We start from the raw sequence: 20,783 nt of genomic DNA, 5'->3' as shown, positions 1-20,783 counted from the left end.
AAAATATGAATACGATAAGCAGTAAAGGATTTTACGGTAAGGTATTACCTATAATGCTGGCATTCTTCTGTATGGGCTTTGTTGATATGGTAGGAACAGCAACTAATTATGTTCAGAAAGATTTGTCGTTGGATGATGCTACAGCAAATATATTTCCATCCATGGTATTTTTCTGGTTTCTCATATTTTCAGTTCCTACAGGAATGCTGATGGGGCGTATCGGTCGGCGCAAGACTGTTGTACTCAGTCTTATTATTACTGCTATATCGATGATTGTTCCTTTGGTATGGTATGATAAGACTTCCATGATTATAACATTTTCTCTTTTAGGTATTGGAAATACCTTGATGCAGGTATCCATAAATCCGCTTTTATCTAATATTGTCCAAGGCGAAAAACTGGCAAGTTCTTTAACATTCGGTCAGTTTGTAAAGGCTATAGCATCATTTAGTGCCCCACTTATAGCAACACGGGCTGCACTGATGTTCGACGATTGGAAAATGATCTATCCTTTGTTTTTGGGTATTTCCGTTGTTTCTACTATTTGGTTGTGGGCGACTCATATAGATGAAGAAAAAGAAAGTGTAAAAGGAGCCGGATTTGTGCAGTGCTTCAAACTCTTGGGTAATGGTTTCATCTTTCTTTGTTTCTTGGGGATAATGTGTCATGTGGGAATTGATGTGGGTACTAATGTTACTGCACCCCGTATATTGATGGAGCGTTTAAATTTAACTGAACTGAACGATGCTAATTATGCTACCAGTGTTTATTTCGCTTTCCGCACAGCCGGATGTTTTATCGGAGCCTTTGTATTAGCCCGTTTCTCAGCAAAGAAATTTTTTGCGGTGAGTGTTGTTTTAATGGCACTAGGTATGGCTGGACTGTACTTTATGCAAAGTGAGTTTGTTTTGTGCTTATGTATCGGACTTATCGGTTTTGGAAACTCCAATGTTTTCTCAGTTATATTGTCTCAGGCTATGTTATACATGCCCGGTAAAAAGAACGAAATATCAGGTCTTATGATTATGGGATTATTTGGTGGAACTGTTTTTCCATTCTTTATGGGACAAGCTACTAAAGTTCTCGACAGTTCTCAGATCGGAGCATTGATAGTGATGAGTATCGGGGTTGTTTACTTACTTGCTATGACAATGAGGATAAAAGACAAAGTGGAGCCACTGAATAAGTAAAGAAATCTTTCAGATATTATTGTTTTAATTTTATCTATATGAAGGATGTATTCTAATTTATGAAATTGAAAATAGGTAACAGATGTAAAAGTGTAATTGCTGTGTAACCTTTGTTACCTTTTTTCAAAATCTCTCTTTATAGGATAACCGAGAAAGAAGGGTAACAATCGAAAACATTCAATTTCCATGTAACTTTTGTCACCTTTTTAATAATCAGGATTAATTTACACGAAAATATTATATAAATGAATAATGCAGTTGTTGGGTTAGGTGAAATACTCTGGGATGTATTTCCTGACAGAAAAGTATTGGGAGGAGCTCCCGCTAATTTTGCCTACCATGTGTCGCAGTTCGGGTACAACGGTTATGCCGTAAGTGCTGTTGGTGATGATCTTTTAGGTAAAGAAATAATGTCGGCTTTGGTTGAAAAGAATTTAAATTATTCGATTGAGACAACGGCTTATCCTACCGGCACCGTTAATGTGAAACTGAATCAACGAGGTGTACCCGAATATGAAATATGTGAAGGTGTGGCTTGGGATAATATTCCATTTACATCTAAAATGGAGATACTGGCAAAAAATACTAAGGTAGTTTCGTTCGGATCGCTGGCTCAGAGAAGCGATGTCTCGAGACAATCAATCCGTTCGTTTCTATTGGCAATGCCGGATGATTCGCTGAAGATATTCGACATTAATCTACGTCAGCATTTCTATTCTAAAGATCTTATTCACGAATCTTTAGAACTATGCAATATGCTGAAGATAAATGATGAAGAAGTGGTAATTGTATCCAATTTATTCAATCTCGAAAAAGAAACCGAACAAGAGGTCTGCCTCTGGTTACTGGAAACATATCAATTGGATATACTCATTCTAACAAAGGGAACCGAAGGCAGTTATGTTTTCACACCGAAAGAAACGTCATTTCAGCCAACACCAAAAGTACATGTTGCTGATACGGTAGGTGCCGGTGATTCTTTTACCGGTGCTTTTGTTGCTTCTTATATACAAGGAGAACGTATATCGGATGCCCATCAGCTTGCTGTTGAAGTATCTGCTTATGTTTGTTCTCAGCACGGTGCTATGCCAAAATTGCCGGATGCTTATCTTGAATTGTTTAAGAATAAATAGTTTGTTTAATATACAAAAGCATCATATTTGCAGAAGTATGGTGCTTTTTGTGTATTTTTGAATATAAGCTCTTCTCTGATGAAGTATTGTCTATTGTTAACCGTTCTCTTATTAATGCTGTCTGCTTGTAATAATACAAAAAAAGAAGGCATTATAATTGGTGTATCTCAATGCAGCGACGATCTTTGGAGGAAAACAATGAATGAAGAGATGCTCAGAGAAGCATCATTTTATCAGGATCTGGACATTAAACTTGATATAAAAACCGTAAAAGACAACACCGAACAGCAGATAAAAGATATTGAAGAACTGATCCAAAGCGGAGTAGATTTATTGGTTATATCTCCTAATGAGTCAAAAGCAATAACACCTATCGTTGAGAAAGCATATGAAAAGGGGATACCTGTAATATTGGTTGACAGGAAGATTGAGACCAACAAATATACTGCATATGTAGGAGCGGATAATTATGAGATAGGAAGAGAAGCTGCGTTGTATTCTGCCGGAGTTCTTAATGGGAAGGGCAATATAGTGGAGATACGTGGATGGGCAGGTTCTACTTCTGATGAGGAGCGTCATAACGGTTTTCAGGATGGATTGAAGACATATCCCGGTATAAAGGTTGTGGCTGAAAGAAGGGGGAATTTTTTAATGCCGGAGGCACGTAAACAAATGTCTGAAATATTAAAGAAAGATCATAAAATAGACCTTGTTTTCGCATTAAATGATCCTATGGCATTGGGTGTATATGAAGCTTCTATTCAATACAGCGGTAAGTCTCCGTATATTGTAGGAATAGATGCATTGCCGGGAGAGAATGGCGGAATTCAGAATATACAGAAGGGATTACTTGATGCTTCTTTTATATATCCTACAGGAGGCGATAAAGTGATAGCTTTGGCTGTGAAGATATTGAAGCATGAAGAGTATAAAAGGGAGAATACATTAAGAACGGCGGTTGTTGACAAGAATAATGTCAGAACGATTTTGTTACAAACTGATCAGATAGCCGAACAACAGGCAAAACTCGAAGCTACTCACGGCTTATTGAATAAAAGCTTAATGAGATACTCCAACCAGCAGAATATTTTTTATGCTACTATAATTATATTGATTCTGATTACAACCCTTCTGGTTTTTCTGATATTGGCATATCGGTCTAAGAGTCGTATAAATGCTTTGTTGAAAAAACAAAATGAAGAAATAAAGTTGCAGGCCGAGACATTGGCGGAGCAAAAAGAACAACTGATCTCTCTATCGAAACAATTGGAGGAGGCTACTCATGCAAAATTGGTATTCTTTACTAATATTTCGCATGAGTTTCGTACTCCGTTATCTTTAATACTGGGGCCATTAGATACTTTAATGACTTCCGGATCATTAACAAAGGAGCAATCTGACTTATTGAACCTGATTCGGAGAAACAGTAACCGCCTGCAAAATCTAATTTCTCAGATAATAGAATTTCGTAAATTTGAGAATGGAAAAATGCAGCTCATTTTAAAGACTGCAGATATTATTGCTTTTTTTAGGGAATTGAATGTCGTTTTTGAAGATTATGCGAAACGATCGGAAGTGAACTTTTCTTTTGAAGCCGATAAAGATAGCCTGATAATACCATTTGATCAGGAGAAGATAGAGAAAATATATTATAATTTATTATCTAATGCTTTTAAGCATACTTTTCGTAATGGATCAGTAAAGGTTACTTTGTCTCTGGATGAAAAAAGATCATTATTCATATTGTCTGTACTCAATACAGGAACAAGTATTCCGGTCGAAAAAATTCAGAATATATTTGACCGTTTCTATAAAATAAACCTGAATGATACCGGTACAGGTATAGGATTGGCTTTGACCAGTTCATTGGTTGAGGTGCATAAAGGTAAAATATTTGTAGAAAGTACAGATCAGAAAGGAACTGTTTTTATTGTTCAGATTCCTATTATAAAGGAGAATATAGCTGATGAAATTCTTGATTTTAATTTTGAATTCACTAAAAGTAATTTATCTATAAAGGAGGCGGAGGGAATCGGAGATATTTCCATTCTGGAAACTCCGTATGACGATGAAAAACCGATTGTACTTGTTATTGAAGATAATGAGGATATGCAGCAATATTTGAAACTTGTTTTGGAAAATGATTACAATCTGGTGTGTGCTTATGATGGAAATATCGGTATCGAAAAAGCTGTTAAGTATATTCCTGATGCTATTATCAGTGATGTGATGATGCCCGAAAAAGATGGCTTTGAAGTATGCCGGATTTTAAAAGAAAATGTAGTGACATCTCATATTCCTATTGTGTTGCTAACTGCATGTACATTGGATGAACAGAAAGCTATAGGTTTCGAAAATGGAGCAGATGCATATGTACCTAAGCCTTTTAATGCCGAATTACTGAAAATAAGGCTCAGAAAATTAATTGAAAGCAGAAAGAAATTAAAAGAAGCATTCGGACAGAGTTTGATTAACGATTCGTCTAAAGTATCTTTAGCTGATATAGAGCAGAAATTATTATCCGATTTTCAGTCTTATGTTGAAAACCACATGAGTGAGCAGGATCTTAATGTCGATAGTATTGCATCTCATTTAGGGCTTTCACGCATTCAGCTTTATCGAAAATTGAAATCAGTGACCAGTTATTCTCCCAATGATTTGGTGAATGTTATAAAACTAAGATATGCTGTACAATTGTTAACGGTAAGCCGAAAATCAATATCAGAAGCTGCCTATGAAACAGGTTTCTCGTCCCCGTCTTATTTTTCTAAAATATTTAAAAAATATTATAACGAAAATCCGACTGATTTTTTGAAAAGAACATTGGGCAATTAATGTGTTATTATTTAAAATACCGCATTTATGGTATTGGGCAGATTTTAAAAAATAAGTTAATTTGTATTCATCAATCACTATGATTAATAAGACGGCAAAATGAAACTACTTTCTAAACAATTTTTATCTTCTCTTTATGAGAATGTCTGTTTTGAGATATTCCAGAGGTTTAACACTCCTTACATCACAACCTTTTCGAATCTGCGAATGCGAATGTGTTACTAACATGATGTAACAAAATTATCCGATTTCTATAGTTCTTAAAAAATAGTCAGTTTTTATATGGTAGCTCTTTGAGTGTGCTATGTAAAAGTAAAAAGTTTGTACTTTATAAAAAAGGCGAACACTTCCTCCTCCGACGGCAATTGGTATTGGAAGTGCTCTTGATAAAATCATTTATCCATGGTAAAGATAATTAATTTCTCGAAAGGAAACTATTCTTCTTTTTATTCTATTCAAAAAAGTCTCCTTATTCTTGTTTTTCTTGCTGTATATTCTACGGTTGTTCATGCACAGGTTGTTATTTCTGGTCATATTCTCGATGAGAAAACGAAAGAACCCATAACTGGGGCGACAGTACAGGAGAGGTCTACTTCGAATGGCATAAGTACAGGTATTAACGGAGAGTTTAAACTTCCAGTATCTAAAAGACTTCCGGTTCTGCTAAATGTTAGTTTTCTCGGCTATAAGTCTAAGGAGGTACTAATCGAATCAGCATCTGAGAATAATATATATTTGTCGGAAGATGCTAGTGCATTGAGTGAAGTCGTCATTGTCGGATATGGAACACAGCGGCGAAAAGAGCTTACGGGAGCTGTTAGTTCTGTTTCTAAAACGACATTAGACCAACCTGTGACTTCTATAAATGAGCTTTTGGGGGGAAGTGTGGCCGGATTGAATGTTTCTCAAAATTCAGGTCAGCCGGGTGGAGGTTCTGCTGTTCGTATAAGAGGAGGTAATTCTATCTATGCCAGCAATGAGCCACTGTATGTGATTGACGGATTTATCTTTTTCAGTGAAAAAAACGCTACACAGGCAGGAGTCGGAAACATTGACGGGAGCATCAATCCTTTGGCATCTATCAATCCTGCAGATATAGAATCTATTGAAGTCTTAAAAGATGTTTCGGCAAAAGCAATTTATGGATCACGGGGAGCGAATGGTGTTATTTTGGTTACAACCAAAAAAGGTAAGCGGGGAGGTAATACTGTTCGTTATCAATATACCATCGGAGTCGATAAATCGGCGAAGAAACTTGACCTTCTCACTGCAAAACAATGGCTTGCTGTTCAAAAAGAATATTTTAATGACAAGCCCAGCTTGTATTATAGTCAGGATGAATTAGCCCAATTCGATAAAGGTACCGATTGGCAGGATGCGGTTTTACAGACCGGAACATCACAAACTCATGAGCTTTCGGTAAGTGGGGGTGATGATAAAACCCGTTATTTAGTATCAGCGAATTATACAGATCAGAAGGGGATTATTTTAAATTCGGGATTTGAACGGTTTAGCGGACGCTTGAATCTGGATCGGGAGTTGACCCAAAAATTGAAGATAGGAGTTACTGCTACTTTTAATAGAAGTTCTCAAGATGCTCTTACCACTTTTGAAGGGACTAATTACAATGATTCTCCTTACTCCCATGGTATTGCCAATTCTTTGACTTATGCATTGTATATGCCCCCCGTTATATCCATTTACAATACAGACGGAGGATATAACTATACAAACCCTTTCGAATATAGTTATTTGAGTTATTACGGACAGGCGGCTAATCCTGTTTCAGACCTGAAGAACAGTATCGGGCAAACAAAGAGTTCATCTATATTGGGTAACTTTTATGCTCAATATTCTATAATTGAAGGTTTGACTGCAAAAATAAATGTAGGCGGAAATGTTGATTATATAACACAGAATTATTTTGCACCGCCTTATACAGCATTAGGTCTCAATCAGGATATTCGAGGTATGGGAGCGATAGGAAACAGACGGACTGATATAATCCAAACCGAATACTTACTGACATATGCAAAACAGATTAATTCAGTTCATTCCATAGATATTCTGGGAGGATACACAACTCAAAACACCAAAACTGACTTTAATGTAAGTAAGGCTAAAAACCTAGAATCATTTGATAATCTGGCCTCAGGAAAGGAGTTGCCTTCTATTTCCCGAAAGCAGGATGCTTCTTTTAAATCATTTTTAGGGCGTGTGAATTATTCTCTGCTGGATCGGTACAACTTTACAGCAACCTACCGGGCTGATAAATCTTCGCGGTTTGCAAAAGGCCACGAATGGGGATACTTTCCATCGGTTGGGGTGTCTTGGAATATAAATGAAGAGTCTTTTGTGAAACCTCTTGACCCTGTGTTAAGTACTTTAAAATTACGGTTGACTTATGGTAAGGCCGGAAATCAAGAGATTGATTTTGATGAATATGAGCAATATTTCAGTGTAGGCAGATATAATGGAGGTGCGGCTTATGATATGACGAATCTTGGAAATTCAGATTTGAAATGGGAAACAACTACTGAATACAATGTCGGAATTGATGCCGGACTCCTGAATGACAGGTTAACTCTAACTGCGGATGTTTATTATAAGAAAACCAGCGATTTATTATTGAAAGTGCCAACCCCCTTAGGTTCAGGCACCAGTGAAAAACAGATTGTGAATCTGGGAAATGTAACTAATAAAGGTATTGAACTGACTCTTGATGCAAAGCTTATTGATAGTAAATTATTTACATGGTCTGCTTCTGCAAATATTGCACATAATAAAAACCGCATAACGAGTTTAGGCGAGTACAATGAATTGACCGAAGGCAGCGATCAGGAGCAGATATTACGTGTAGGCGAATCGGTAGGTTCTTTTTACGGATATCGTTTTCTGGGTGTTGTACAAACGGGAGAAGATGTGTCGTCTTTACCTAAAGTCGGAGGAAAAACACCTCAACCGGGAGATGCAAAACTAGCTGATGTAAGCGGTACGGATGGAACTCCCGATGGAAAAGTAACTCCAGAATCCGATAGGGTGATTTTAGGTAGTATTCAGCCGGACTTTACATATGGAATTTCATCTTCGTTTACTTATCGCAATCTGGATTTTTATATTCTGTTTCAAGGATCTCAAGGTAATGAAGTATATAACTTGTTGAGACGGTATCTTGAACGTCCGAATGATTCTTATAATATGTCGGCTGCGTTATTGGATAGCTGGACGGAAACCAATCCGTCGAACAGTATTCCTCATCTCAATAGTACTCGTCCAACCGAACTGGATAGCCGTTATGTGGAAGATGCTTCATTCCTTAAACTAAGGAATATTACCCTAGGATATACATTACCTTTAAAAATTAACAATTCTTCTACTAAGATTCGTTTTTTTGCATCGGCTCGAAATCTCTTTACAATAACGAACTATAAGGGGTACGATCCCGAAATTGCCGGAGGGGTCGACTTGGGTATATACCCTTCTTCCCGAAGTTTTATGGCAGGTGCTAGTATAACCTTCTGAAAAAGAGGTGTTCATCTAAGTTGATTATTTACACAATATTATTATAAACCTAAATTGATCTGGAAAATGAAAAAGAAACTATTTTTCCCGGTAGTGCTTCTTGCACTCTTTTCTGCCGCACAATACTCGTGCAGTGACAGTAACAATAATTCCGAGGGTGGAGAAGAGCCAACTTCTTCGATCAAAACACGGGCTGAGGCCGAAGCTTTAGCTAATGCAGTGTATGGTCCGTTGCAAACCCTTTCGTCTTCTTATACATTTCTATTAGAATCGGCTACCGAAACGACTATTTCTTTCGAAGAAGTAGATGATTCTAAAGATGGCCCGCAGGTTAGCGTATTCGAAACAACTCCCAGTAACTGGTATCCGATCAAGGTTTTTAACCGTCTTTATAAAAGTATAGGTGCGGCAAATCTTACCATAGAACAGGTTGGAACGGCGGCTGCAAATTCAAATCTTTCTGAGGCTGATAAAGCCCTTTTTGTTGCAAGGGCTAAGTTTGTACGTGGCTATGATTATTTTCAATTAGTACAGCTTTTTGGAGAAGTTCCCTTGGTTTTAAGTTCCGAGAGTACCGAACGGACACGAGCCTCTATTGATAATGTATATACCCAGATTGTTAAAGACCTGACCGAATCTTATGATGGTTTACCCGAATATGATAGCAATAAATCGAATCCATCTCAAGGTGCTGTCAATACTATTCTGGCAAAAGTATATTTGACTTGGGGGCAAAAACCAATCACATCTGATGAAATATCTGCGATTTCGGGTACAACTGATCCTGCGAAACCTGCGATTGATTCAGAGAAGCTCCAAAAAGCTGTCGATTATGCAAACAAAGTGATAGATAGTGGTAAATATCGTTTATTGGATGATTTTAATTCGATATGGGGAGTTGCTAATGAAAATAATGATGAAGTTATATTTTCTATCCATCATGATGGAGACGGTATAGATGCTCAGGGAAATCATCAGACACACTGTGGTTTTACATGGCCTAAGAGTGCAAGGACTGATCCTCATATCAGTTATGCAGATATTACGTTGGAGAATCGTATTCCGGGAGACTACGATACTCGTAAGTTGTTTTCTTATGCTAAACGTATAGAATATACCGATGGGGTAGTGGATACTTTGACATGGCCAGTAAGTATTGTCCGTCCGGGGAAATGGATACATAGAACCAGTGATGGAACATTCAAAGCTCTTGATGAACAACCTAATAATATAGACCATATCGATTTTCGTTATGCCGAGGTATTACTGATTAAGGCTGAAGCTTTGTTCTTTCAGGGTAAAACAGCAGACGCTTTGTCAGCTGTAAATAAAGTAAGGGAAAGAGCTTATGGCGGACATTATGAGCATGGAGGAAAACTTTCGACACTGACTAAAGAGAATTTATACAACGAATGGGATTATGAGTTTGCTTTCGAACAAAAACATTGGCTTAATCTCGTACGTTGGAGAACTTTGTTGTCTCAAGTGAAAAATACTGTTCCTAATTATGAGTATTATAAGGCTGAATATGAATCGGCAACAACTATAAAGGCTGCATTTCCGGATATTGCAAATAAGATTAACGCTGCATTTTATGCCCGTGTTCATAAACATTTGCATGCTAAAATAGATAATCTGAACGGTAAGTTTTATCGTTTCCCTATACCTCTTAGCGAAGATTATACAAGTTTGGGAGTTACTCCTCAGAATCCGGGGTATTGATTATATAACAAATCAAATTCAAAAGCAGGTCTCTATATTTAGTATGACCTGTTTTTATGTTTTACGGAGATTCTAGAGACGCTTTTTGTATAAGTATTTACTACCTATAATTTGACCCAACACCGCGATTCCTATAAAAATGGGGATAGTTATTCGGGGCGTATTCAAGTATATTCGTAAAGGTATTATCACCGGAATGGAAGCATGAATCATGATCCACCACATGGCTGTCATTTTTTTGAATCTTGCCCGGTATATACCTAAGATTATATTCAGAATTAAAGTGACGATTGCTACAATAAGTATATTCACATCTATCGTTGTTAAATAATGGAGTGTATTTTATATTCAGAAGGAGTCTTCATGGTTATATCTTTGAATTGCTGATTAAAGAAAGATAGATTGCCATATCCACACTCATAAGCAATTTGGGATATCGTTAGGCTCGAATTGATAAGTAGCTTACATGCATGTTTTATACGGATTTCGGCCAGACATCTGAAGATACTCTTATCTGTTCCCTTTTTAAATGAACGGCACAATGCTGATGGATCCTGATTGACGTATTCTGCAATTTGTTTAAGAGTAACTTTTTCTTTGAAATGGAGATATAAGTATTTAAAAACTTTATCTACAGGTTTATCTCCACTATCCAATGGATTATCCTGATAATACATTGTTTCCGATACTAATTTATAGTCAGATGATTTACTTAGTTTGTTCAGTATATTGTATAATTGAACAACACGTTCTGTTCCAAGCATCTCATCCAGAGCCATAACCATAGTATATATATCCAGCCATAAACCTTTGTCAAAAAAACGAATTCCGTATTGACTCTTTTTTAAAAGGGCGTCGATCTCTGTAAAATCAGGGAGTTTTTCCATTTGACAGGGAAACATATCTATCGTAAATTGTACGGCTTCCCCTGAACTTGTACTTTGCTTTTTCCCATTTGCAATATCATTACATAAATGCAAGTGAGGTATATCGCTTCCTATCAGAGTAATATCTCCTTTTTGGTAATCCATGATCCCGTCACCTATAAATTGTTTACCTTTTCCTCCGGTGAAAATCATGATCTCAAATTCTTCGTGTTTATGCCAAGGCAGAAGAAACTGAGAATACTCTATGTGGCTGAATGAAGAAACTGAGCCATGTATTATTTTTCGTTCGAGTACGCTCATATAAACGATGTTAAAAAGAGTTTATGCAAATATAGCACATTATATTGCAAATATAGCATTGTGATAAGTCTTAAGAGTATTTTATATTTGTAAAACAATAAGTTAAGATATTAATCTTTAAAAGTTTTAGGTATGGAATATAGGAATTTAGGTAACTCAGGTTTGAAAGTATCGGCATTGTGTTTCGGTACTGCAACTTTTGGAGGAACAAACGGCTTTGAAGGTTGGGGCAGTACTCAGGTAAAAGAAGCCAACGGATTAATAAATCTATGTTTAGATGCAGGTGTTAATCTATTTGATACAGCAGATATATATTCTCAAGGTGATTCAGAATTGGTATTGGGTAAGGCTGTTGAAGGTATTCGAAATCAACTGCTGATTTCGACAAAAGCTACTTTTCCTATGGGAAAAGATGTTAATGGATACGGCTCGTCTCGTTATCATTTGATAGAAGCTTGTGAAGCCAGCTTGAAAAGACTGAACACCGATCATATAGATATTTATCATATGCATGGTTTTGATGGTAATACGCCCGTTGAAGAAACTCTTAGAGCATTGGATGATCTAGTAACAAGCGGAAAAGTTAGATACATAGCCTGTTCTAATTTTTCGGGATGGCATTTAATGAAATCATTATCAGTATCGGAACGTTACGGATGGAGTAAATATGTTGCTCATCAGGTATATTATTCGTTACTTAACCGTGATTATGAATGGGAACTTATGCCTTTGGGAATCGATCAGCATATTGGAGCTTTGGTTTGGAGCCCTTTGGCTTCAGGACGTTTAAGTGGAAAATTTCGCCGTAATACACCTATACCTAAAGACAGCCGTATTGCTGCCGGAACCAGTACAGTTCCTGCTGTAGCTGCAGAGGAAGAAAGATTATACAGAATTGTAGATGAACTGGAGATTATAGCCGGCGAAACAGATAAATCTGTAGCTCAGGTTGCGTTGAATTGGTTATTGCAGCGTCCGACTATAACAAGTATAATCGTGGGAGCCAGAAATGAAGAGCAATTGAAACAGAATTTACAGGCTGTCGGTTGGAATTTGACTCAGGACCAGGTAAAGAGACTTGATGACGCCAGTGTAAGTGTTAAGGCTTATCCGTATTGGCATCAGGATGAGCGTCCCGAGTTGAATTCTCAATTACATTTTTAATTAATATGTGAGAAATGAAAAAATGTATGGTTAGGCAATTCTTGAATTTCATAGTTGTATTACTTTTCATCTTAAATGTTTCATGCAATAAAACGGCTTCAGATAAAACGATATCTGTAGCGGTACAAGCTGATTCATTAGCTAAAGTAGAGATTGTCGCAGAAATTAATGCACCTGATCCCGATATGTCTGGCATTGTGGTAACTGATGACGGAAGAATATTTCTTACTTTTCCTCGTCATGCTGATAATCATAAGGAATTTTCTTTGGCGGAGTATAAAGACGGTAAATTAATACCTTTTCCAAATAAAGAAATGACTTACCCCTCCGATAAACCTTTAGATCAGTGGCTTGTATCTCCTCATGGAATGACATTGGATGATAAAGGAAATATCTGGGTTATTGATGATGGAAAAAGAGCCGGTGTAACCGGAATTCCCGAAGGTGCAGCAAAAGTTGTAGGTTTTGATCCTAAGAACGGGCATGTTATCAAAACGATAGTTATTAATGCGCCGGCTTTACGTCAGGATAGTCATCTGAATGATTTAAGAGTTGATCTGGCTGAGGGGAAAGAAGGTATTGTTTATGTTACTAATTCGTCATTCGGGCATATTGGTTCGTTGGTTGTTATCGATATTTCAACCGGAAAATCCCGTGAGGTTTTGGCTGATCATATATCCACACAGCCTCAGAAGGGATATATGGCATTTCTTGAAGGGGAGGCTCGTGTCTATGATCCCGAAAATGTATCATTACCTTCGGGTGGTGCTGATGGAATAGCTCTGTCTGGAGGACGGGTATTTTGGACATCAATTACGGGACGAGGATTATATAGCATTCAATCAGGGATATTATCGGACTTCTCGAAATCGGAGTCGGACATAGAAAATGCCGTTAAGTATGAAGGAGAAAGACCTGCTTGTGATGGACTGGCTGAGGACAAAGACGGTAATATTTATTTCGGAGCTTATGAGCAAATGGCTTTGGTAAAAAGAAATTCGAAAGGTCATTATACAACTTTGGCAAGAGACCAACGGTTTGGCTGGCCTGATGGATTGTTTTATGCGAAGAATGGTTATCTGTATGTTACGTTAGGTCAATGGAATAGGTTACCCGGATTTAATGGCGGAAAAGATTTGCGTGAGCGGCCATATCTGGTTGCAAGAATAAAGGTCGTATAATCCGATTAATAAATTTGACAAGACAGAGGCTGCCTTATTTTAAGGTAGCCTCTGTTGTTTTGTTTCATAAATTATCGACTTAATTTGCAATAAATATTAATTTGTACTTTCTTTAAGTCTCTGATTAAAGTTTCTGACCTATTTATTGAAACGAACCAGACTTGTAATCAATTAAAAAGTATATCATTATATACCTTCTTTTACTTAAAATACTATGAAAAGATTGTTTCTGATACTCTTTTCCTTATTTACACTTGCTAATTTAGAAATCTCTGCTCAAATAAATTCTGTATTGAAAGAATTGGATGAGTATATTGATAAGAAGGATTACTATATAGAATTAAAGGAAAAGAAAATTAGTGTATTAAAACAGGGGTTATTAACCAAAACTGGTAACTTGGAAAAGCTAAGTTATTACAACTCATTGTTCAATGAATATAAATCATACAAATATGATTCGGCATACGTTTATGCCCATAAATGTCTGGAGATAGCTACTGCAATGAATAATCCGTCACGAATAATAGAAGCTAATGAACATATCGCTTTCTGTTATTTGTCATCCGGTTTATTTAAGGAAGCATTCGATATTATGTCATCTGTAAATCTTGATAAGGGTTCTGAATCGGCTCATAAAGATTATTATACTCTTTTATCGAGATTATATTACGATATGGCAGATTACAATAATGCAGAACCATTCAGATCGGAATATGTGCAAAAGGGAAATATGTATAGCGATTCAACTATAAAATACCTCTCGAATGATTCTCTCGCTTTATGGTCGGTATTGGCTTTAAAAAAAATGAAACAAAACCAAATGGATGAAGCTATCAGCATATTCAAGACATTATCTGCATCTACTATCGATGATCATACTTATGCGATAGCTGCATCGAGTTTAGCTTTCATATACGAAGGACAGGGTAATCAGGATGAGGCGATCCACTATATGGCATTGGCCTCAATAGGAGATATTAAAGCAGCAACTAAAGAGACGGTTGCATTACGCAATTTAGCGACCTTGCTGTATAAGAAAGGAGATATACACCGTGCATATAAATACATCCGCCTGGCAATGGAGGATGCTAATTTTTATAATGCCCGTCATCGCAAAATCGGAATTAGTTCTATTCTTCCGATTATAGAAAAAGACAGGTTCGAACAAGTCGAAAAACAAAGAAATATCCTGATCGGGTCGGTTGTTATTATATCTATGCTATTTCTTCTTCTGCTTTCTGCCACATTGGTTATTTATAAACAGATGAAGAAGCTGAAAGAAGCTCGTCATACTATTCAGGAGCAGAATAAGAGTTTATTATCGACTAATGCTCAGCTGCTCGAAGCTATTGAGATAAAAGACGAATATATAGTACAGTCCCTCTATGGTAATTCGGAGTATATAGACAGGCTCGAAAAATTGTATAAATTGGTTAACCGAAAGATTATCGCACGGCAGTATGATGATTTGAAAGATTCTCTGAAAGAATCTGATCTGCGTAAAGAGAGGGAGAATATGTATTCGTCGTTCGATAATACTTTTTTGAAATTATTTCCTCATTTCGTCGATGAATATAATATGCTGTTCAATCCTCAGGATAGAATAGAAATAGATGTAAACAAGGGGCTTACTCCCGAGATTCGGATATTTGCTCTTATACGCTTAGGGATACATGAAAATGAACGCATTGCAAAATTCCTGAACTACTCGGTACATACGATCAATACTTATAAAACAAAAGTCAAGAATAAATCGACAGTTCCCAATGAGTTATTCGAGCAGCGTATAATGGAGATTAAAACAATCCGGTCTAATTAAGATTGCAGACCCATTTGCCTCGCTTTAGTTTCGGTGATTCTCAATTATTACTTTGGAAGTATAGCAACCTTGGCTTATTATAACTTTAAAAACTTTCATTTACTTACTTATCTATAATAAGTAAAGAAGAAAATATACCCTGAAAATGAATATATAGTTCATTCTCAGGGTATATTTTTATTATATTTTCTGTATTTATGGTGTTTTTTAATTGTCTGTTTTATAGTGTTTTATTGGTTTGTGTTTACAGTATTCTGTTATATATTTCAGATAGAGTTATTATTTGATTTTTTTCGAATTTACATTTGCAATGTTAGCTATCTAAAAAAGTATTTTATTAAAATCCTCAAAAAACCATGAAAACAATCAAGTATTTCTATGTCTTTATTGGGGCGATTGTATTACTGCCTTTATGTGTTGCCTGTAACGATACGGACGATGGTTCGTATGTTGCACCGATTACAACGTATGAGAAAATTAAAGGTAATTGGACAATTGTTTCTGTAAAGCAGATCGATGAGATTGCAAAAGCCAATTCTCAGTCGCCTAGTGAAATGAATCTGACTAATCAAATTGATTTTTCGACATTTTCGATCACCTTAAATGTTGATGATAAAAATGAGCCGACTTCTTATAAAGTGGGAGGAACATCTCCTCAGTTTTTTCCGGCGGAAGGGTATTGGAAATTAGAGTATCCTTTTCAGAACACAGACGGATCTGCCAGTATCCTGAATTTGTATTCGGATGCAGCAAAAACAGTCAAAGCAGGCCAATTGAGCATTACAGCCGTACCAGGTACAACTCAGGTATTGGAGCTTAAATTTTCAAGAAAAGCCAAAGGAGTCACATTTGTCTCTTATGTATATCAATTATCACCAGCTAATCAGTAACCTCTAAAATCGTGATATGAATACCATTAAATATTTTTCGGGCATTTTGTTTGCCCTTGTATTAATGATGTTGCCTCAGGTTAGTTTTGCGACCGAGGATGCCGGAGTTCCGGCAAAGATATGGACATACCCTGTTGTATATGCACTTGATCAAGAAGTTACCTGGTATTTTGATATGACCGGAACTAATTTTAGTGAAGGACAGGATTTGTATCTGTGGGCATGGTCTCCATCAGAACCTGATGCCGGAAATTTCGATAATTCGTCAGAGTTTGCCAAATTGGAATATGTAGGAGATATGGTTTGGAAGAAAACATTGACCCCTACCAAATATTTCAATACTACCGTTGCCAATATTGAATCATCCGCCGGTTTTTGGATGCGTCTAAAAGGAAAAGGTAATGAGAAACAAAGTGATGTGATACAGGCTCCATGGTCTGTAGGAGATATAAAAACATTTAAAGAGTCGGGTAATGCAGTACAGATATATCCTGAAAAATTTTATATCGATCAGCCTTTATCTCTGCTGGTTAATGCAAATCAGGTGTGGACAGGAGCTGTACAAGGAGGCTTAGCAGGAGAAGAAATCCATCTGCACAGTGGTTTGAATAATTTTGCTGAAGGTGCTATAGTCGAGTATCAGGCTTGGATTCCGGAAGTTTCGGCTAAAACAAAGTTGACACCTATCGGTGATAATATTTATAAAATAGACTTTATTCCACGTGAGTATTTCGGAGTAGATGAGGATTTTGTTATGGAAAATATTGAGTTCTTGTTTCCGGCCAAAGATTGGGCTAAAGTAGGTACTGCCGAAGGCGGAAAGAACTTTGTAGTTCTGGCTCCCGGAGTTGTGGCTCCGCCTGATCCTGTCTTTTACTTCTTTCCGCAGAAATTTACTCAATATGATATTCTCACTTTGGTTCGTAAAAATAACGAGAAAAAAAGTCAGGGGCTTATATATACTATTGTAGCAGGTGGAAAAACTATTACAGGAGAGTTTACCGGGAAAGCGGAAGAAATGCGTGCCTATGTAAATCTATTGCAAGGACTGGCAGGAGCAACCAATCTGGATAAGATTAATCTGGAAGTAAAAGATAAAAATGGAAGTGAAATCCTGAAAACAGATATACCTCTGGTTCCTCTATCTGATTTAGAATAACCTTATAAAATAAATATTATGAATTCGAAAAGTGTTAAATATAAGATGTTTACACGCTTGTTTCTGCTTCTTTTCTTTATATCGGGAGTTGGTTTTCAAGCTGTATCTCAAAATATTTCGGTATCGGGATTAGTAACCGATAAAACCGAAGAACCATTACTCGGGGTAAGTATTAAAGTCGAAGGGGCAGCAACAGGTACAGTAACTGATCTGGATGGAAAATTCACGTTGAATTGTCCCTCCGGAAGTATGCTGGACATCTCATATATAGGCTTTGTAAGCCAAAAAGTGAAGGCTCAGAATAATCTCAAAATAGTTTTGATCGAAGATGCTGTTGCTCTTGACGAAGCTGTTGTTGTCGGCATCGGCTATGGCACTATGAGAAAGTCTGATTTGACCGGTGCAATAGCCTCTGTCAGCCAGAAAGATTTTAAACAAGGAGTAGTGACTTCTGCCGAGCAATTGCTGCAAGGTAAGATCGCAGGTCTTTCGGTCTCTCAAAGTTCGGGTGATCCTTCGGTAGGAGCATCTGTGCGTTTACGGGGAGGAACGTCTCTTTCGGCGGGTAATGCTCCTTTGGTTGTGATTGACGGTATTCCTGGAGTAGATATGAATACGGTACAGCCATCGGAAATAGTTTCTATTGATGTATTGAAAGATGCATCGGCATCGGCTATTTACGGGTCGAGAGGTGCAAATGGTGTTATTATCGTGACAACCAGCCGTTCGGCTGCCGACAGAGAAAAAAGCAGTGTAGAGTATAACGGATATGTGGCAGTTGGTTCGGTAGCAAAAAATATGGATTTGCTGTCGGCAAATCAATGGAGAGCTTATGTTCGTGAAAATAATGTTCTGAATGCAACAGATTATGGAGCGAATACCGATTGGCAGAAAGAATTACAACGGACAGCTATAACACATTCACATAATATATTCTTTACCAATGTGAATCCGAATGGCGGATATAGTGCCTCAGTATCTTATCTGAACAGCGAAGGGGTAATCAAAAACAGCGATATGGAACGCTTATCGGGAAGTATAGCTGCACATCAGTATGCTTTGGATAAGCGGGTTAAACTCGAAGCCGGTGTAACAGGAAGTTTCGATAACTGGAATCCGATAGATACACGTATATTCGAGCGTACGGCAAATTTGAATCCAACTGTTCCGGTAAAAGATCAGAATGGAAAATACACATCTATAGGCGGAACTAATACCGAAAATCCGGTTGAGCTTAATAATAATAGGTTTGCCGATGATTCGCGCCATCGTTTTTTGGGATATGGAAAACTTGAAATTAGTATTATTGACGGCTTAAAAGCTGCGGGAAACGTATCATATGAATATAATTCGTACCAAAGACGTTTTTATCTGCCTACTTATGCCGTAATGGAAGGACAAGCCGAAAAGGGCAGGGGAGAACGTTCACTAGCCGATTACAAAACAATGCAGATAGAAACTTATTTGAATTATGATAAGGAAATAAATAAAATACACAAACTGAACCTGATGGGTGGTTACTCATATATGAAGAACGTTTATGAAGGTTTTGGTGCTACCCGCAGAGGTTTTGATACAGATGAATTTTTATACAATAATCTTGCTGCCGGAGCAGATTACCGAGCCGGAGATGTGTATTCTTATAAGGGTGAATCGGCATTAGTATCGTTCTTTGGACGTGCCAATTATAATTTCTTGGGCAGGTACATGGTTACAGCCACATTACGTAACGATGGATCGTCTCGATTCGGAAAGAATCACAAGTGGGGATTGTTTCCTTCGACTTCTCTTGCATGGCGTGTTTCCGATGAATCCTTTATGGCGAATACATCATCGTGGCTGGATAATCTGAAACTTCGTTTAGGATATGGTGTTACAGGTAATCAGGATGGAATAGGCGAGTATAAATCTCTCTCGCTGCTGGGCGCAAACGGGGCATCATATTATGATGCATCAACCGGCACATGGAAAAAGTCTTATGCTCCTATTCAAAATGTAAATTCTGATCTGAAGTGGGAGTCGACCGCCCAATATAACATTGGTGTAGATTTCGGAATTTTCAACAGAATTAATGGTACTCTGGAACTGTACTACAAGAAGACTAAGGACTTACTTTGGACTTATCCTGTGCCACAGCCGCCAAATTTGGTGGGAACGATGCTGGCAAATGTGGGAACATTATCGAATAAAGGGGTGGAGTTATCTCTTAACGGTAATATTATCCGTCAAAAAGACCTAACCTGGGATGCCAATGTAACTGTATCGTACAATAAACAGAATATTGATAAGCTTTCTAATGAAACATTTCAGGAGTCGGGACTTAAATCAGGTTCACTTCATGGTCTGAGAGGTTTATCGGGTGTTTATACCCAGATGATAAAAGAAGGTTTTCCTGCAGGAGCATTCTTTGGTCCTAAATGCTTAGGATTGGATGAAAACGGAAAGTATATACTGAACACTGATAAAGATGGAAATCCTATAAATGAATACCTCGGCAGTGCCCAGCCAAAAGTTAACCTTGGTTTTGCTATGAATGCAACCTATAAAGATTTTGATCTTAGTGTTTCTACATATGGAATGTTCGGACAGAAAGTATTAAATGCAACGTACATGAGTATGTATGATCCTACCCGTTTACCTGCACAGAATGTTCCAGATGATTTTCTGACAAGCGGAATCAAGTCCGATCCTGTATTTTCGGATTACTGGGTGGAGAGCGGTTCTTTCTTCCGTTTGCAGTCGGCTACATTGGGATATACGATCAGATATTTTAAAAAGCTGGGTCTAAGTAAAGTGAGAGTGTACGTTACAGGCGAAAACCTGTTTACGATTACCGGATACAGCGGTGTCGATCCCGAAGTTAATTACAGTGGACTTGAATCGCCGGGTATCGATAGGTACAATACTTATCCACGTCCGCGTACAGTTTCTTTCGGACTGAATGTCGCTTTTTAAGGTCGCAGACCTATTACACACACAAT

12 protein-coding genes are annotated in these 20,783 nt (G+C 37.4%); 11 read left to right on the top strand and 1 reads right to left on the bottom strand.

All coding sequences use genetic code 11. The annotated features are described in order from the left end of the window. The first annotated feature begins 5 nt into the window (after positions 1 to 5). The 5 genes from AABJ51_RS05660 (at position 6) to AABJ51_RS05640 (ending at position 10,402) form a co-directional block, all read left to right on the top strand. A complete protein-coding gene (locus tag AABJ51_RS05660) occupies positions 6 to 1,190 on the top strand; it encodes an MFS transporter (RefSeq protein ID WP_338374724.1) in 1,185 nt (394 codons plus the stop codon). A gap of 245 nt (positions 1,191 to 1,435) precedes the next feature. Next, on the top strand, positions 1,436 to 2,323 hold the full coding sequence (locus AABJ51_RS05655; RefSeq protein WP_338374723.1) for a carbohydrate kinase family protein: 888 nt from the start codon (positions 1,436 to 1,438) through the stop codon (positions 2,321 to 2,323). Between the two features lie 78 nt (positions 2,324 to 2,401). Beyond that, a complete protein-coding gene (locus AABJ51_RS05650) occupies positions 2,402 to 5,158 on the top strand; it encodes a substrate-binding domain-containing protein (RefSeq protein ID WP_338374722.1) in 2,757 nt (918 codons plus the stop codon). Positions 5,159 to 5,560: 402 nt separating this feature from the next. Then, entirely contained in the window at positions 5,561 to 8,680 is a 3,120-nt protein-coding gene (locus AABJ51_RS05645) for a SusC/RagA family TonB-linked outer membrane protein (RefSeq protein ID WP_338374721.1), read from the top strand. Positions 8,681 to 8,746: 66 nt separating this feature from the next. After that, a complete protein-coding gene (locus AABJ51_RS05640) occupies positions 8,747 to 10,402 on the top strand; it encodes a RagB/SusD family nutrient uptake outer membrane protein (RefSeq protein WP_338374720.1) in 1,656 nt (551 codons plus the stop codon). Positions 10,403 to 10,725: 323 nt separating this feature from the next. Here AABJ51_RS05640 and AABJ51_RS05635 read toward each other — a convergent pair whose 3' ends face one another. Next, positions 10,726 to 11,589, bottom strand: a complete 864-nt coding sequence (locus tag AABJ51_RS05635; RefSeq protein WP_338374719.1) for an AraC family transcriptional regulator — start codon at positions 11,587 to 11,589, stop codon at positions 10,726 to 10,728. Positions 11,590 to 11,721: 132 nt separating this feature from the next. Here AABJ51_RS05635 and AABJ51_RS05630 point away from each other — a divergent pair, with 132 nt between their 5' ends. The 6 genes from AABJ51_RS05630 (at position 11,722) to AABJ51_RS05605 (ending at position 20,757) form a co-directional block, all read left to right on the top strand. Then, positions 11,722 to 12,753, top strand: coding sequence for an aldo/keto reductase (locus AABJ51_RS05630; protein ID WP_338374718.1), 1,032 nt, complete (start codon positions 11,722 to 11,724; stop codon positions 12,751 to 12,753). Between the two features lie 14 nt (positions 12,754 to 12,767). Further along, positions 12,768 to 13,934, top strand: a complete 1,167-nt coding sequence (locus AABJ51_RS05625) for an L-dopachrome tautomerase-related protein (RefSeq protein ID WP_320973775.1) — start codon at positions 12,768 to 12,770, stop codon at positions 13,932 to 13,934. A gap of 214 nt (positions 13,935 to 14,148) precedes the next feature. Continuing rightward, on the top strand, positions 14,149 to 15,753 hold the full coding sequence (gene susR, locus AABJ51_RS05620) for a SusR family glycan utilization regulator (protein ID WP_320973776.1): 1,605 nt from the start codon (positions 14,149 to 14,151) through the stop codon (positions 15,751 to 15,753). Positions 15,754 to 16,109: 356 nt separating this feature from the next. Further along, on the top strand, positions 16,110 to 16,643 hold the full coding sequence (locus AABJ51_RS05615) for a DUF5004 domain-containing protein (RefSeq protein ID WP_134435390.1): 534 nt from the start codon (positions 16,110 to 16,112) through the stop codon (positions 16,641 to 16,643). A 16-nt stretch (positions 16,644 to 16,659) separates the two neighbouring features. After that, complete coding sequence (locus tag AABJ51_RS05610) at positions 16,660 to 17,802, top strand: DUF8578 domain-containing protein (protein ID WP_338374717.1); 1,143 nt, start codon at positions 16,660 to 16,662, stop codon at positions 17,800 to 17,802. An 18-nt stretch (positions 17,803 to 17,820) separates the two neighbouring features. Further along, positions 17,821 to 20,757, top strand: a complete 2,937-nt coding sequence (locus AABJ51_RS05605) for a SusC/RagA family TonB-linked outer membrane protein (protein WP_338374716.1) — start codon at positions 17,821 to 17,823, stop codon at positions 20,755 to 20,757. The last annotated feature ends 26 nt before the right edge of the window (positions 20,758 to 20,783 follow it).

The sequence above is a fragment of the Indolivaga capnocytophagoides genome, assembly GCF_036511535.1.
Classification (GTDB): domain Bacteria; phylum Bacteroidota; class Bacteroidia; order Bacteroidales; family Dysgonomonadaceae; genus Dysgonomonas_A; species Dysgonomonas_A capnocytophagoides.
Note: the sequence above shows the minus strand (reverse complement) of the source record. Positions and strands in the feature narration are given on the sequence as shown.